The organism is Amycolatopsis sp. NPDC051061 (assembly GCF_040682935.1).
GTDB lineage: Bacteria > Actinomycetota > Actinomycetes > Mycobacteriales > Pseudonocardiaceae > Amycolatopsis.
In genome coordinates, this window is the sequence record NZ_JBFBBZ010000024.1 from 138,077 (window position 1) to 152,102 (window position 14,026).

12 protein-coding genes are annotated in these 14,026 nt (G+C 73.3%); 5 read left to right on the forward strand and 7 right to left on the reverse strand.

Going from position 1 to position 14,026, the window contains the following annotated elements; genetic code table 11:
• The first annotated feature begins 67 nt into the window (after positions 1–67).
• A complete protein-coding gene (locus AB0N03_RS29810; RefSeq protein WP_364378222.1) occupies positions 68–847 on the forward strand; it encodes an enoyl-CoA hydratase-related protein in 780 nt (259 codons plus the stop codon).
• A gap of 1 nt (position 848) precedes the next feature.
• On the opposite strand, the gene AB0N03_RS29815 is transcribed toward AB0N03_RS29810, so the two are convergent.
• The 5 genes from AB0N03_RS29815 to AB0N03_RS29835 all read right to left on the reverse strand — a co-directional run bounded on the left by AB0N03_RS29815 (position 849) and on the right by AB0N03_RS29835 (position 7,037).
• The gene (locus AB0N03_RS29815; RefSeq protein ID WP_364378243.1) at positions 849–3,449 is read right to left on the reverse strand and encodes a glycoside hydrolase family 97 catalytic domain-containing protein; all 2,601 of its coding nucleotides are present in this window, start codon (positions 3,447–3,449) and stop codon (positions 849–851) included.
• An 89-nt stretch (positions 3,450–3,538) separates the two neighbouring features.
• A complete protein-coding gene (locus tag AB0N03_RS29820) occupies positions 3,539–4,102 on the reverse strand; it encodes a hypothetical protein (RefSeq protein WP_364378224.1) in 564 nt (187 codons plus the stop codon).
• A 60-nt stretch (positions 4,103–4,162) separates the two neighbouring features.
• Positions 4,163–4,945 carry a hypothetical protein gene (locus tag AB0N03_RS29825; RefSeq protein WP_364378226.1) on the reverse strand — a complete coding sequence of 261 codons (783 nt, stop codon included), beginning with the start codon at positions 4,943–4,945 and terminating at the stop codon, positions 4,163–4,165.
• Between the two features lie 437 nt (positions 4,946–5,382).
• Positions 5,383–6,162 carry an aminotransferase class IV gene (locus AB0N03_RS29830; protein WP_364378228.1) on the reverse strand — a complete coding sequence of 260 codons (780 nt, stop codon included), beginning with the start codon at positions 6,160–6,162 and terminating at the stop codon, positions 5,383–5,385.
• On the reverse strand, positions 6,162–7,037 hold the full coding sequence (locus AB0N03_RS29835; protein ID WP_364378230.1) for a peptidylprolyl isomerase: 876 nt from the start codon (positions 7,035–7,037) through the stop codon (positions 6,162–6,164). The genes AB0N03_RS29830 and AB0N03_RS29835 overlap by 1 nt, the downstream gene beginning before the upstream one ends.
• A gap of 147 nt (positions 7,038–7,184) precedes the next feature.
• Here AB0N03_RS29835 and AB0N03_RS29840 point away from each other — a divergent pair, with 147 nt between their 5' ends.
• Both AB0N03_RS29840 and AB0N03_RS29845 read left to right on the forward strand, forming a co-directional pair.
• Positions 7,185–7,751: an MBL fold metallo-hydrolase gene (locus tag AB0N03_RS29840; RefSeq protein ID WP_364378245.1), complete on the forward strand. Its 567-nt coding sequence runs from the start codon at positions 7,185–7,187 to the stop codon at positions 7,749–7,751.
• Positions 7,752–7,753: 2 nt separating this feature from the next.
• Positions 7,754–8,395 carry a hypothetical protein gene (locus AB0N03_RS29845; RefSeq protein WP_364378247.1) on the forward strand — a complete coding sequence of 214 codons (642 nt, stop codon included), beginning with the start codon at positions 7,754–7,756 and terminating at the stop codon, positions 8,393–8,395.
• Positions 8,396–8,474: 79 nt separating this feature from the next.
• On the opposite strand, the gene AB0N03_RS29850 is transcribed toward AB0N03_RS29845, so the two are convergent.
• A complete protein-coding gene (locus tag AB0N03_RS29850) occupies positions 8,475–10,004 on the reverse strand; it encodes a YibE/F family protein (protein WP_364378232.1) in 1,530 nt (509 codons plus the stop codon).
• Between the two features lie 220 nt (positions 10,005–10,224).
• Positions 10,225–11,202, reverse strand: coding sequence for a GlxA family transcriptional regulator (locus tag AB0N03_RS29855; RefSeq protein WP_364378233.1), 978 nt, complete (start codon positions 11,200–11,202; stop codon positions 10,225–10,227).
• Positions 11,203–11,299: 97 nt separating this feature from the next.
• Here AB0N03_RS29855 and AB0N03_RS29860 point away from each other — a divergent pair, with 97 nt between their 5' ends.
• Together AB0N03_RS29860 and AB0N03_RS29865 are read left to right on the forward strand one after the other, a co-directional pair.
• Entirely contained in the window at positions 11,300–12,004 is a 705-nt protein-coding gene (locus AB0N03_RS29860; RefSeq protein ID WP_364378234.1) for a DJ-1/PfpI family protein, read from the forward strand.
• Positions 12,005–12,105: 101 nt separating this feature from the next.
• A partial coding sequence (locus tag AB0N03_RS29865) for a BTAD domain-containing putative transcriptional regulator (RefSeq protein ID WP_364378236.1) occupies positions 12,106–14,026 on the forward strand: 1,921 nt, incomplete at its 3' end.

The following is a 14,026-nucleotide window of genomic DNA, read 5'->3' on the forward strand; positions in this document are numbered from 1 at the left end:
AAGCTAGCGACACGACCGTGTCACACACCGCAGTTTTCGCTCAGGGCGAGAAGCTATCGTGCGGTTCATGACCGACGGATTCGACCTGACGCGCGACGGCGAAGTCGCCCGGCTCACGCTGACCCGGCCGGAGAAGATGAACGCGATCACCTACGGCATGTGGTCGGCGATCCCGGACGTGGTGGCCGGGGTGGAGGCCGACCCGGCGCTGAAGGTGCTCGTGCTCTCGGGCGCTGGAAAGCACTTCTCGGCGGGCGCGGACATCAGCGAGTTCGGCGAGCTGCGGACGACGGCCGACGGCGCGGCGAGCTACGACAAGGCGGTCGAGGGCGCGGTCGCGGCGCTGACCGCGATGCGCAAGCCGTCGGTGGCGATGATCCAGGTTAACTGCATTGGCGGCGGCTGCCAGGTCTCGGTGGCGTGCGACTTCCGCTTCGCGGCCGAGGGGTCCCGGTTCGGCATCACCCCGGCGAAGCTCGGCATCGTCTACCACTTCGACTCGACGCGCCAGCTGGTGTCGCTGGTCGGCCCGGCGCACGCCAAGTACTTCCTGCTGTCGGGCGAGCTGATCACGGCGGGCCGGGCCCGCGAGATCGGGCTGCTCGACGACGTCTTCCCGGCCGCGGACCTGGAGGCTTCGACGCGGGAGTTCGTCTCGACGCTCTGCTCGCGGTCGCAGGCGTCGATCCGCGGGATGAACCGGATCATCGAGAAGATCGTCGCGGGGCAGGAGACCTCGGACGCGGAGGTCGAGGAGATCCGGTCCGAGGCGCTGCACGGCGTGGACTACGCGGAGGGCGTCGCCGCGTTCCTGGAGCGGCGCCCGCCGCGCTTCACCCACCGCTGAGTCAGGTGCAGGTCACCGTCGCGTCGGCCCAGTCGGCGTGGTCGAAGTCGTTGTCGTCGCCGCCGTCGGTGACCTCCAGCGTCAGCCGCCGGACGCCGGTGACGTCCGCGGTCACCGGCACCGCGCCGTCGGCGTCCCGCACCACCGGGGTCTCGGCCAGCTCCCGGCCGTCGCCCACGACCCGGAAGGCGACCGAGCCCTCCTCGCCCACCTCGTCGTCGAGGCCGGTCACCGCCGAGAACGCCGTGCACGCGCCGCCGAGCCAGACCGTCACCGAGCTGGGCGCGTTGGTGCCCAGGCCGTGCGCGTAGGCCGTCCCGGCGATGGTGAGCGGCTGCCCGTCGCCCTCGGCGGTGTCGCCGTTGGACCGGTCGCGCTCCACCGGGCCCCAGCCGTTCGACGACGCCAGGAACGGCAGCCCGCTGACCCGTGCGGTGCCGGTGGGCGCCGGCGGCGGGATGAAGGCGCTGGTGGCGTCCTCGACGTGCACCGGCCGGCTCGCCGGGTCGCCGCGGAAGCGGTAGGTCGCGGCGATCGGCAGGTCCGTCGTGCCCGCCGGGCCGCCGGTGAACCGCCAGGTCCCCGACACCGTCTGACCGGCGGACAGCACCGGCCGGGAGACCGGCTCCCCGGTCACCCGCCAGCCGGCCGGGGCGATCGGCGCCAGTTCGACGTCGTAGAGCGACGCACCGCCGCGGGGCAGCTCGAAGGTCGCCGAGACGTCGACGCTCGTGCCCTCCGCCGTTTCCGGCGTGACGCTCAGCCGGGTCGCGGGCACCTGCCGGACCTCCTGGTCGCAGGACGTCCGGCCGGGCTGCGCGGGGCAGAGGACCGTCACGAACCCGCCGTTCGCGGCCACCGGCACGGTCAGCTGCCCGCCCGCGGTGACCGTCGACTTCTCGCGCAGCAGCCCGGTCGGCCCGTCGCGCAGGGTGTCGGCGAGCCAGCGGCCGTGGCCCAGGAAGTCCAGCGACGCCGTCACCTTCGTGGCCGGCCCCGCCTCGATGCCGCCGACGAACCAGCGATCACCCGAACGGCGCGCGAACACGGCTTCCCGCCCGGGCCGCCCGGACAGCAGCCGGGTCTCGTCCCAGACCGTCGGCAGCTGGTCCAGCGTGTGCAGCGCCTCGGGGCGCGCCTCGTAGTTCTCCGGTTTGTCCGCGCCGTGCTGCCAGCCCGACTCGTAGACGAAGAACGTCGCGACCTCATGCGCGTCGGTGGTGTCCCGATCGGACACGACGAACGCGGTCGGCGTGTAGTCCATGCTGCCGACGACGTTGCGGGTGAAGGGGAACATCGTGTTGGTGGCGGCCCGCGTCTTGAACTGCTCCGCGCCGCGGACGGCTTCGAAGCTCATCACGTGCGGCCAGGTGCGCTGGAAACCGCGGGGGATGGTCGCGCCGTGGAAGTTGATCATCAGGTGCCGCGCCGCGGTCGCCTTCGCGATGTCGTCGTAGAACCCGAACCGCGCCTGCGTGTCGGAGTCCATGAAGTCGACCTTGATCCCGGCCGCGCCCCACGACTCGACCAGCGGCAGCCACTTCGCGCGCTCGGCGTCCGTGTCGAGGGTGTTCCAGCGGAACCACAGGATCACCTCGACGCCGCGGGCGCGGGCGTAGCGGATGACGTCCGGGACCCAGGAGGCGTCCCAGCCCTCGTCTATGAGCAGGTAGGGCCAGCCGTTGCGCGCGGCGAAGTCCGCGTACTGCTTCTGCCGCACGGGATCACCCGGACTGTCGTGTTCGGACAGCCACGACCAGGCGACCTTGCCCGGCCGGACCCAGGACGTGTCGGCCAGCTTCGACGGCGGGGCGAGGTCGTCGACCAAAGTGGACTCGGTGACCGTCGCGAGGTCGCCGGTGATCGCCACCCGCCACGGCGTGGTGAACGGGCCTTTTCCGGTGACGGCGGGGTCGGCGAGCTTGATCGCGTAGGTTCCGTCCGCGTGCGTCAGCCGGGCACCCGGGTAACGACCGTCCACATCGGACTCCGTCAGCAGCGTGTAGCCGCCGTCGCCGGTGTCGAACAGCGACGGGAAGCCGTAATCGCCCGCCGGCGCGGCGCTCGCGGTGGTCTCGACGCGGACCTTCTCGTAGTTGGGGGAGTAGGGCAGCAGCCACGCCGGCGCCGCCGCGGGCGGGGTGAACGACGACGCCTCGCCGGTGATCGTCCCGCCGGCGGGCAGCACGTAGCGGTAGGCGACGCCGTCGGCGGCCGCGCGCACGACGACGTCGAGCCGGGCCTCGCCGGCACCGGTGAAGGACAAGGTCGTCTCGGCCGCGCGCGCGTGCCGCTGCAAGCGCTTCCCCGTGGTCATCGGGTAGCGCTCGTCGACGACGCGGTCGGTGCGGCGGAGGAACCGCAGGTCCCGGGTCAGGTCGCCGGCCTTCGTCCGCAGGCCCAGCGGAGCGGGCGCGAGCACGGTCGTGTCGCCGCGGGACACCGCGAACGTCAGGCCGCCCTCGCCGGTGGGGGCGACCACGGCGGTCACCGCGCCGGTGAGGCTCACGGTCCAGGGGTCGGCGGCATCGGCGGGCGTCGTGGTCACGGCCGTGGCCGCCAAGGCCAGTGCGACGGCGAACCACAGCTTTTTCCCCAACACCAAGGAAGCTCCCTCACCGCGCGCGCTGGCGTGTCGATCACCGATCTTCGGTGATCGTCCCGCATTCCGCCAACGGTGGCGTCAGGCATTCAGGTATTCAGGTATTCGCGGAAGTGCTCGGCGACCAGGTCGGTGACGCCGGCCGGATCCAGCCGGCCGTCGATCTCGATGACGCGGATGCCGAGCTCCCGCGCCGAGCGCACGGCCTGCGCGGCGAGCATCCGGTCGCGCGTCAGCCGGGTCCGCTGCCGCGGGATCGCCGGCTCGTCCGGCCGGTGCCGCAGCTGGTGCTGGCGGAACAGCTCGGTCGGCACCAGCACGACCATCCGGCTCGGCGAGTCCACGAGCGGGGCGACCAGCTCCGGCCGCAGCCCCCGCCCCTCGGCGACGATCGGCCGGGGTGAGGTCAGCGCGCGCAGCTCGTCCAGGGCGCACTCGAACCGCTGCCGGAACTCGGCCAGCACCGCGGCCAGCTGGTCGGCGGCCGGGTCGTCCTCGGCCGGGGTGGTGCCGGCCCGGGTGCGGTCGTCGTGGTGGTAGGTCGTCAGCCCGTGGCGCGCGGCCAGCAGCCGGGCGACGGTGGACTTCCCCGTCCACGGGGCCCCACCGATCCAGAGCGTCTTCCGCAGCGTCCCGAACGGATCCGAGGTCATCGTTCGACTATCGCGGCACCGGCGGCCCGAAGGCCAGGGTTCGGGCGCCGGTTGATCCGTTCAGCTCAGGGGCCGCTCGTCTTCGCCGTCGACGACGAGCACGGTGGAGGTGTCGGCGAAGTCCGGTTTCCCGCCGAGCCGGAAGTGGAACCGCGAGCCGGGCCGGACCGCGGCGACCACCTGGGTCTCGGCCGTGTCGAGCACGATGATCGCGAGCTCGGTGGTGACCGGTTCCGGGTACAGCACTTCGGGCGGCACGATCGGGATCGGCAGGGTTCCGCTCACCGAGCCGGATCCGTCGTCCTCGTCGTGCTCGACCGGTGCGAACTCCGGGTCGACCCGCGGGCGCCGTCGCCACCAGAGCCCGGCGAGCAGGCCGGTCAGCAGGCCACCGGTGCCGCTGACCGCCGAAGCGAGCCCGACACCCAAGCCGGAGGCCTCTTCGGCGGGTTTAGCCTGCGGAGCGACCGGGGGAGCGGCCGGCAGCGGACCGAACCGCACGGCGGGGTCCTTGGCGTCCTCGGGCAGCTGCAGCACCTGGCCGGGTTCGATGGCGGTGGGGTCGGTGAACGGCGTCCCGTCCGGGCGCGGGCGGCCCTGGTTGAGCCGGAAGATCTCGGGGAACCGGTTCCCGTCGCCGAGGGCCCGTTCGGCGATCTTGAACAGCGTGATGTCGTCGGGGTTGTCGGCGTGCGGGACGATGTAGTACTTGACCGGGGGCGGCGGCGTGGCCTGCGCGAACGCCGGGCCGCCGGCGAGCACGGCGAAGAGGGCACCGGCGGCCCCGGCCTGTCCGGCTCGCCCGAGAACGCGGCGCACCGCGGGAACCCGGTTTCCGGCCATGGTTCTCCCACCCTCTCCCCGGTGACCCCGGCGGGTTCCGGTGTTGCCCCTTTACACGGGGCGGGAGCGGGCGCGGTTCAGATCTTGCGGTCCGGGACGGACGCGGCTGCCGTGTCTTGAATGAGTCATTCAGGGCGCCGGAGGTCAGGGCTCCGGCAAAATCGGTGGCCGCGTGCGGAGTTGGGTGTCGCGAATGAGTCATTGGGGGCGTCGGAGGTCCCGAATGAGTCATTCGGGACGTTGGGCGAGGTTGGCGACGTCATGAACGACTCTTTCCTGTCGTCCAGCGTCATGAACGACCCTTTCATGACGTCTGGTGGCCGGGCTCCGGCAAGTCGTCACGGTTCGGGTGCCGTGGTTCGCCAAAGGTCTCGAATGAGTCATTCAAGACCTCCCAAGACCTGAACGACTCATTCAGGACCTGCGGGAGACCCGGGTCAGATCTCGTCCCACGGCACGGTTTCGTACGCCTTCGCGAGCAGCTCCACCGCGCGGTCCGCGGGCGGCAGCACCAGGTCGTCGACCGAGGCCACCGCCCGCCCCGGCGTCTCCGAGTTCGTCACGAACATCGCGTCGAACTCGCGGAGGTCGGCGGGCCGGACCTCGCGCGTCTCCTGCGGGACACCCAGGCGGCGCAGGGCTTCCTTCTGCACCAGCATCGTGATCCCCGGCAGGACCGCGGCTTCCGGCCACACGACCGTGTCGCCGGCTAGGAACCCGGCGTTCCAGACCGAAGCTTCGCTGATCCGGCCGGCGGGGTCGACGAACAGCGCGTCGTCGTAGCCGGCCAGCTCGGCCTGGCGGGCGTGGTAGCTCAGGCCGAACGTGCCGAGGTGCTTCACCTGCGGCAGATCCCGTTGGTAGCGCACGGTTCCCAGGCGCAGCGGCGTCGGGTCGGGCGGGTGCGGCGGGAGCGTCCGGACCAGGATCTCCGGCCGCATCGGCTCGTCGAAGGAGCGCGTGAGCACCAGGACCCGCACCGAGAGCGCGGGTTCGCCGGCGATCGCCTGGCGGACGTAGGCCCGGACGAGGTCGACGTCGAGGTCGGTGCCGAACAGCAGGCGGGTACTCGTGGCCAGCCGCTCGAGGTGGAACGCGAGCCCGCGGACCCGCCCGTCCCGGACCTGCATCGCGGTGAAGTGACCGTAGGAGGTCATTCCCGCGACGAAGGCGTCCGGGCCGAGCGGGTCCCCGTTCAGCTCGATGCGCCGCGTCACTACTGGACGGTGACGCCCGTGAACTTGACCTGCTTCGTCGGCGCCCCGGTGCCGTCCTGCGGGTTCGGGTTCGCGATGCCCGCCTTGGCGACCGCGTCGAGGACCTTCAGGCCCTCGTCGCTGATGCTGCCGAACACCGAGTAGTCCGCCGGGAGGCCTTCGGCGCTGCCGTAGACCATGAAGAACTGGCTGCCGCCGGAGTTCGGGGCGGACGTCTTCGCCATCGCGAGGATGCCGCGGCCGTACTTGATCTCCGGGAACGCCTCGTCCGGCATCGTGTAGCCGGGGCCGCCCTGGCCGTCGGCCGTCGGGTCGCCGGTGGCCGACGGGTCACCGCACTGCAGCATCTGCAGGCCTTCGGTGCCCAGCCGGTGGCACATGGTGTCGTTGTAGAAGTTCTGCTTCGCGAGGCTGATGAAGCTCTGCACCGCACACGGCGCGAGCGCCCGGTCGAGCGTCAGCGGGATGTCGCCCGCGGTGCTCTTCAGCGTCACGTTCACCGTGCCGGTCGACGCGACGTTCTTGCCGTCGGGCAGGTTCACCTTCTTCGGCGCCTTGCCGGTCGTGTCGGCCTTGAAGTCGCACGTCGTCGGGTTCGGCAGTGCGGTGGCCCGCTTCGGCAGCGCCGCGCGCTCCGTCGGGATCTGGAGGTCGGTCGGCGGCGGAGCGGCCGAGGACGACGCGGCCGGGTCGGCGGTGTTCTCACCGCCGTTGGCGCTCACGATCCACACCACCACGCCCGCGACGACGAGCACGGCCACGCCGACGACACCAGCGCCGATCCTCCTGCGTCGCTTCTGCTGCTCCTGCCGGCGCTCGAGCTGCCTCTCGAGCTTGCGCTTCGCAGCTTCGCGGCGCTGCTGGTTGGTCGCCACCCCGTACCCTCCAGGTTTCCGCTCGTGTCACACGTCTGAGGTAGCGGCAGTGTATGGGCACAGCCTGTGAGGACCATGTACAGGGCCCGCTAGTCTCAACCCGATCGTGATCGGCGCCATCCGGCGCGGATGTCCGGGAGGCGTTCGGTGCTCGTCGTCGGGTTCGGCAGCGGCCCGCTGCAGGCGAACTGCTACCTGCTGGCGGAGGCCGCCGGCGGGCCGTGCGTGGTCGTGGATCCCGGGCCGGAGGCGGCCGCGCCGCTGGCCGCCGCGTTCGCGGAACACCGGCTGGTCCCGGCGGCGCTCGTGGCCACCCACGGGCACCCCGACCACGTCGCTTCGGCGGCCGATGTCACCGCGGCCCACGGCGTCCCGCTGCACCTGCACCCGGCCGACGCGCAGCTGTACGACGGTGACAGCGTGCCGCTCGAGACGGGTACTTTCGCCGGTTTGGCCGTCGATGTCCGGCACCTGCCCGGGCACACGCCGGGATCGGTGGTGCTGGAACTGGGGACGCCCGAGGGCGGGCGGCTCGCGCTGACCGGCGACACGCTGTTCGCGGGCTCGGTCGGCCGCGGCGCCGACGCGGAGGCGGTGCGCGGCCTGCTGGCGAGCCTGCCGGACGACACGGTGGTGCTGCCGGGCCACGGCCCGGCGACGACGATCGGCCGGGAACGCGCGGGCAACCCGTTCCTCGCCGGGACGGGGGCGTGAGCATGGCGCAGGAGCCGTCGGAACGGCTGGCGCTGTTCGAGGAGGACCCGCGCGGCCGCCGTCGCCGCGGGATTTCGGGCCTGATCGGCGTGGTGATCGTCGCCGCCGCGTTCGGCGGCGTCGCGGGCCTGATCGGCGGCACGCTGATCGGGTTGATCGTCGCCCTGGTGATCGCGCTGCCGCTGCTGTACGTGATGGCGGTCAGCATCCGGCGCCGCGTCTGGCTGGAGGGCTCGACGCTGCTCGTGCGCACCTGGGGGCTGCGCCGGGTCGACCTGGTCACCGCGACGCGCCTCGACCTGGTGATCGGCGACGTCCGCGGCTCCCGCACGGTGAGCCTGCTGGTCAACGCCGGGCAACGGGGCAAGGTGGGGAAGGTGGACCTCGCGGTCTTCTCCGGCACCGGCGGCCGCGAGCTGGGCGTCCTGCAGCTGCGGAAGCTGGCGAACGCGCTGATGAACAACGTCGAGGCGAACGGTCTCGTGTTCGGGGAGCTGCTGGTCGCCGAGCTGAAGGCCGAGGCGCGCGGCTCCGCCGTGGCCGACCGCCCGCTCTACCGGCTGGCGTCGGTGGCGCCGTCGGGCAAGTACGTGCAGCGGTTCACGATGGAAGCCGTCAGCCGGTTCGTGGCGACTCTCGACTGAGCTCCTCGTCCGCCTCGCGCAGCTGCTCGAGCTGGTGCAGCGTGGCGCGGACAGAATCGAGGGCGGCGGCGCGGCGGTGTTACGGGTGGGACGGAACGACCTTCGTGGTGCTGCTGAGGTACCCGGCGGGCTCACGGGAGGCGATCAGCGCGGCCAGGACCGTCGTCACCGGGACGGCCGCCACGATGCCGACGCTGCCGGCGAGCGTGCGGATGATCTCCTGCGCGATCTCTTCGCTGCCGAGCAGCGCACCCAGCCCGACGCCGGAGATCGACGAGTACAGCAGCACCGGCAGCGCGGCCCCGGCGTAGGCCATGACCAGCGTGTTGACCGCCGAACCGACGTGGTCGCGGCCGATCCGCAGGCCCGAGCGGTACAGCTCCTGCCAGCTCAGGTCCGGGTTGGCGCGGCGGAGTTCCCAGACGGCGCTGGTCTGGGTGACCGTGACGTCGTCGAGCACGCCGAGCGCGCCGATCACGACGCCGGCGAGCAACAGCCCGCGCGAGTCGATGCCGTGGCCGAGCGATCCGATGAGCGTCGACGTGCTGTCGTCGAGCCCGGTCAGCGAAGCCGCGGCGGAGAAGATCGCCGACAGGACGCCGATGAGGGCGAGACTGGCGAGCGTGCCGAGGACGGCCGCGGACGTTCTCGCCGTCAGGCCGTGGGTCAGGTACAGCGCGATGAACATGATCGCGCCGGACCCGGCGATGGCCACGACCAGCGGGTTCTCGCCGGCGAGGATGGCCGGGAGGATGAACAGCGCGATCACGAGGAACGACAGGCCGAGCGCGACGAGCGCGGCGAGGCCCTGCCAGCGGCCGAGCACCAGCACCGCGACCGCGAAGAGCGCGGCGAGCACGAGCAGCGGGGTGCCGCGCTGGAAGTCGACGAGCTGGAAGCTCGCGGGGTCGCCGGCGTTCCCGCCGTTGTAGGCGAGCACGACGGCGTCACCCGCGGAGAACCGCGGGGTGCTGGGTTCGATCGGCACGGTCAGCTTGAGCTGCTTCCCGCTCGCCGGGCCGTCGGTCATGGTGAGATCGGTGGTCAGGCAGGGTTTCGCGTTCGGGTCGGTCTGGTCGCCGACCTGGACCTGGCCCTGGGCGAGGCAGGGGCCGGTGGTCGTGGCAGTGATGTTCGCGGCCACGGGCGTGCCCTGCGGGACGACGCTCGTCGGGTCCGGTTTGCCCCACGGGTAGAGCACGATCATGCCGGCGACGGTGGCCACGGCGAGCGGGGCGAGCAGCCAGATCAGCAGCAGCCGGACGCGCTTCGACGCCGGGGCGGCCGGTCCGTGCCCGTGTCCATGGCCGTGTCCGGTTTCGGCCGGGGGCTCGGGCTTTTTCGCGGTGCGCGGCTTGGCTGGGACCCGCTGGGGCCCGGTGTCTCCGCGCCGCGCGGGGCGCTGGGGACCGGTGTCCTGGCGCCCGGCGGCGCGCTGAGGGCCGGGGGCCGGCACCCGCTGCGGTCCGGTGTCGGTGCGGCGGCGAGCGCCGTCGGGCGGCGTCCGCCGGACGGGTTTCCGGGGCGTTCCGCCCGGCGAAGGGGACACCTCGTCCGTGATCCGGCGAATCGGGCCGGTTTCGTCGTCGTCCAGGTCGGGGCGGTCCACGCGCACATCCTGACAGCGGGATTCCCGGGTCCGCGCAAGGGGCCGCCGACGGCCCGGTTCGTCCCGATGCGCCGTGTCGTCCCCAGGATCACGCGTGTCGACCCTCCAGTCACGTGTGTCGACCGTCCGATCACCCGAGCCGGCCGTGCCGCGTCGTGATCCGGAGGTCGACACGCGTGATCAGGGAGTCGACACGCGTGATTGGAGGGTCGACACGGCGTCAGCCGTAGGCCTGGCGGACGTGGACGCGGCGGTAGGCCGACGGCGGGGTGTCGAAGTGGTCGAGGAAGGCCTGCCGCAGTGTCTCCGTCGAGCCGAAGCCGCAGCGGCGGGCGATCGTCGCCAGCGGGAGGTCGGTGCCGGACAGCATCCGGGCCGCGTGCTCGGTGCGGACCGTGCGGACGTACTTGCCCGGCGTCGTGCCGAGGTGCGCGTCGAACAGGCGGGTGAGCTGGCGGGTGCTGATCCCCGCGCGGGCCGCCAGCGCCGGGGTGCCGAGGTCTTCGTCGAGGTGCTCGGCGATGTACGCGGTCAGGTCGCGGACCTCGCGGTGCTCCGGCGGCGGGCCGGCCAGGAACAGGCTGACCTGGGCCTGGTTCCCCGGCCGTTGCAGGTACGTCACCAGGGAGCGGGCTACCTCGCGGGCCAGCGTCGGCCCGTGGTCGGCCTCCACGAGCGCCATGGTCAGGTCGAGCCCGCTGGTCACCCCGGCGGCCGTGTAGACGTTGCCGTGCTGGATGTAGAGCGGCACCGGGTCCACCGTCACGAGGGGGTAGGCGTCCGCGAGCTTCGCCGCCCAGCGCCAGTGGGTCGTCGCGCGGCGGCCGTTGAGCAGGCCCGCCGCGGCGAGCACCTCCGCACCCGTGCAGACCGACGCCACCCGCCGGCTGGTCTGGGCGAGCCGGCGGATGTGGGCCAGTACGCGTTCGTCGGACGCCGCCGTCGTGCTGCCCCAGCCGCCCGCGACGACCAGGGTGTCGAGCTCGCCCGCCACCTGGTCGAGTCGCAGGTGGGGTTGCAGGACCAGACCGGAGCACGTGCTGATGGCCTGGCCGTCGATCGTGGCCAGCCGGATCTCGTACGGCGGGCGGGCGCCGTGGCGGTTGGCGGCGTCGAGGACGTCGGCCGGGCAGGCGACGTCCAGCAGCTCCACGTCGGGAAATCCGACGATCGTGACCCGTCTGGGTGAGCCTGCCATGATCGCACGCTAGCAGCCGGACCGGCCTTCGGACGCGGTTCGCAGGATTCCGGACATCCACGTCCACCGCGCCGGGGCTCCCGCCAGGGTGAGGGCCATGACCGCTGAGCAGAAGACCCTCGCCTTCGTCGTCTACCCGGGCCTGACACCGCTCGACCTGGTGGGCCCGCTCCAGGTGCTGAGCGCCCTCGCCCGGATGGCCCCCGGCTACCGGACCGTCGTCGTGGGCGCCACGAAGGACGCCGTCGGCACCGACACGCCGCTGAGCGTCGCACCGAGCCACACCTTCGACGAAGTGCCGTCGCCTTACGCGGTACTGGTGCCCGGCGGCACCGTGCCGACGCTGCGGGCGATGTCGGACGAGCGTCTCCTCGCCTGGCTGCGCACCGCGGCCGCCGGCGCCGAACTCGTGACGTCGGTCTGCACCGGCTCGATGATCCTCGGCGCGGCCGGGCTGCTCGAAGGCAAGCGGGCCACGACGCACTGGATGTTCCGGGACCTGCTGACCGGCCTCGGTGCGACGCCGGTCGCCGAGCGCTGGGTCGAAGACGGCCGGGTGATCACCGCGGCCGGCGTCTCGGCCGGCATCGACCTGGCCCTGCACCTGGTCGAACGGCTCGCGGGGCGGCAGATCGCGACGAACGTCCAGTTCGCCATCGAGTACGACCCGGAGCCGCCGCAGGGCCGCCTGGACTGGGCGAACCAGCCCTACGGCGACCTCAAGCCGCTGCGCGAGCACACGCTGCGGGCCGGGCTGGCCGACAACCCGGAACTGCTGGGCAAACTGCTCGCGCACACCTGAACCAACGTCGTCGGCCATCCGGGTGATCGAGGGGAATGCCAGGCTCCGGGCGGCTACATTCACCCCGCTCGATCAGGTGATCTCGCGGGTGAGGTGTAGCCGTGCGGTTCCAGGTCCTCGGCCCGATGACGGCCTCCGTCGCGCTGCCCTCGGCGGCCCAGCCACGGCGGCTGCTCGCCGTCCTGCTCGCGTGCCCCGGCCGGTTCGTCGGCCGCGACACGCTGGTCGACGAGCTGTGGCCGGACGGCGCGCCGTCCAGCGCCGCGGCGATCGTGCAGGTCACCGTGTCGAAGCTGCGCAAGACGCTCTCGCCCGGGCTCGGGGCCGCCGAGGCCGGGCAGCGCCTGCGTTCGGGGCCGCGCGGGTACGCGCTGGCCGTCGAGCCGGGGGAGCTGGACGCCGACGACTTCCTGACGCTGCTGTCCGCCGGCGCCGACGACCGGGCGCAACGCCGGCGCGCCCTCGAACGGGCGTTGGCGTGCTGGCGGGGTGACGCGTTCGCCGACGTCTCGGGCGGGCCGCTGCTCGAGGCGCACAAGCTGTGGCTGGAGGACCGGCGCTCCGCGGCGTTGCTGCAGCTGGTCGAGCTGGAGCTCGCCGACGGTGACGGCCGGGCGGTCGTCGAGCGGCTCGACCCGGTCGTCGCGGCCCGGCCGGCCGACGAGCGCTTCGCCGCCCGGCTCGCGTCCGCGCTCGGTGCCGTCGGCTCCCGCGAGTCGGCGTTGGAGGTGCTCCGCCGGACGCGGCGAGCGCTCTGGGAAGAGGCCGGCGTCCGGCCGGGCGACGACCTCGTCGCGGTGTACCGCCGGATCGCCGGCACCGACTGGACGACCCCCGGACCGCCCGCTCAGCTCCCGCCCGCGGTGCCCGACTTCACCGGCCGCGCGGCCGAGCTCGCCGACGTCGTCCGGGCCTTGCGGGGCCCCGCCCCGGTCGTGCTGCACGGGACGGCCGGGGCCGGGAAGTCCGCGGTGGCCGTCCAGGCGGCCTGGCGGGCGCGCCGCCGGTTCCCCGACGGCCAGCTGACCGCCTCGCTGCGCGGCGCCGAGCCCGCGACCGTGCTGACCGGGTTCCTGCGCTTGCTCGGGGCGACCCCCGCGGAGCTGGCCGACCACGCGGGCCTGACCGGGCTCTGGCGCAGCTACACCGCGGACCGCCGGCTGCTGGTGCTGCTGGAGGACGCGGCGAACGAGGCCCAGGTGCGGGCGCTGCTGCCGAGCGGGCCCGGCTGCGCGACGCTGATCACCGCGCGCCAGGAGCTGCCCGGCCTGTGCGGGGCGCGCCCGGTCCCGGTCACCGGACTGTCCACAGAGGACGCTTGGACGCTGCTCGCGGCGATCGCGGGTGAAGCGCGGCTGAGAACGGAACCCGAAGCGACGCAACGGCTTCTCGGCCATTGTGCGGGCCTCGCGCTCGCCGTCCGGATCGCCGGGGCGAAGCTCGCGGCCCGGCCGAACCAGCGCGTCGCCGAACTCGCCGCCCGGCTCGCCGACGACCGCCGCCGGCTCGACGAGCTGACCACGGGCGACCTCGGCGTGCGGACCGCCGTGAGTTCGGCGCTGCGCGACCGGCCCGCGCCCGACCGGTACCTCCTGCGCCTGCTCGCCGCCTTCGCCGGCCCGGTCCCGGACTGGTGTGTCGCGGCGCTGCTGGACCGGCCTCTCGACGAGGCCCGCGATCGGCTCGAGGGCCTCGCCGCCGCCCATCTGCTCGACCGGGCCGGCGAAGAACCCCGCGGCGGGTTCGAGGTGGCGGTGCCCCCGGGCCCCGCCGGGACGCGCTGGGCGGTGGCCCCGTTCGCGCGGCTCGTCCTGACCGAAGGACCGCGGCCGGAGACGGACGGGATCGCGCTGCGCCGCGCGTGCGAAGTCACCCTCGCCCTCGCCGAGCACGCCCGGGGCCGGCACCGGGCCGGCCCGGCGAAGCCGGATCCGGCCGCGCTGCGCCGGGTTTCGGCCGATCCGGTGGCGTGGGCGGCCGAAGAGTCCGCGCACCTCGCCGCGGCCGCGCGGCTGGCCGGCG

Excerpts from the sequence above, each read along its gene's own strand:
- AB0N03_RS29810 (WP_364378222.1), top strand. The coding sequence starts at position 68 with ATGACCGACGGATTCGACCTGACGCGCGACGGCGAAGTCGCCCGGCTC.
- AB0N03_RS29820 (WP_364378224.1), bottom strand. The coding sequence starts at position 4,102 with ATGACCTCGGATCCGTTCGGGACGCTGCGGAAGACGCTCTGGATCGGT.
- AB0N03_RS29825 (WP_364378226.1), bottom strand. The coding sequence starts at position 4,945 with ATGGCCGGAAACCGGGTTCCCGCGGTGCGCCGCGTTCTCGGGCGAGCC.
- AB0N03_RS29845 (WP_364378247.1), top strand. The coding sequence starts at position 7,754 with ATGGCGCAGGAGCCGTCGGAACGGCTGGCGCTGTTCGAGGAGGACCCG.
- AB0N03_RS29855 (WP_364378233.1), bottom strand. The coding sequence starts at position 11,202 with ATGGCAGGCTCACCCAGACGGGTCACGATCGTCGGATTTCCCGACGTG.
- AB0N03_RS29860 (WP_364378234.1), top strand. The coding sequence starts at position 11,300 with ATGACCGCTGAGCAGAAGACCCTCGCCTTCGTCGTCTACCCGGGCCTG.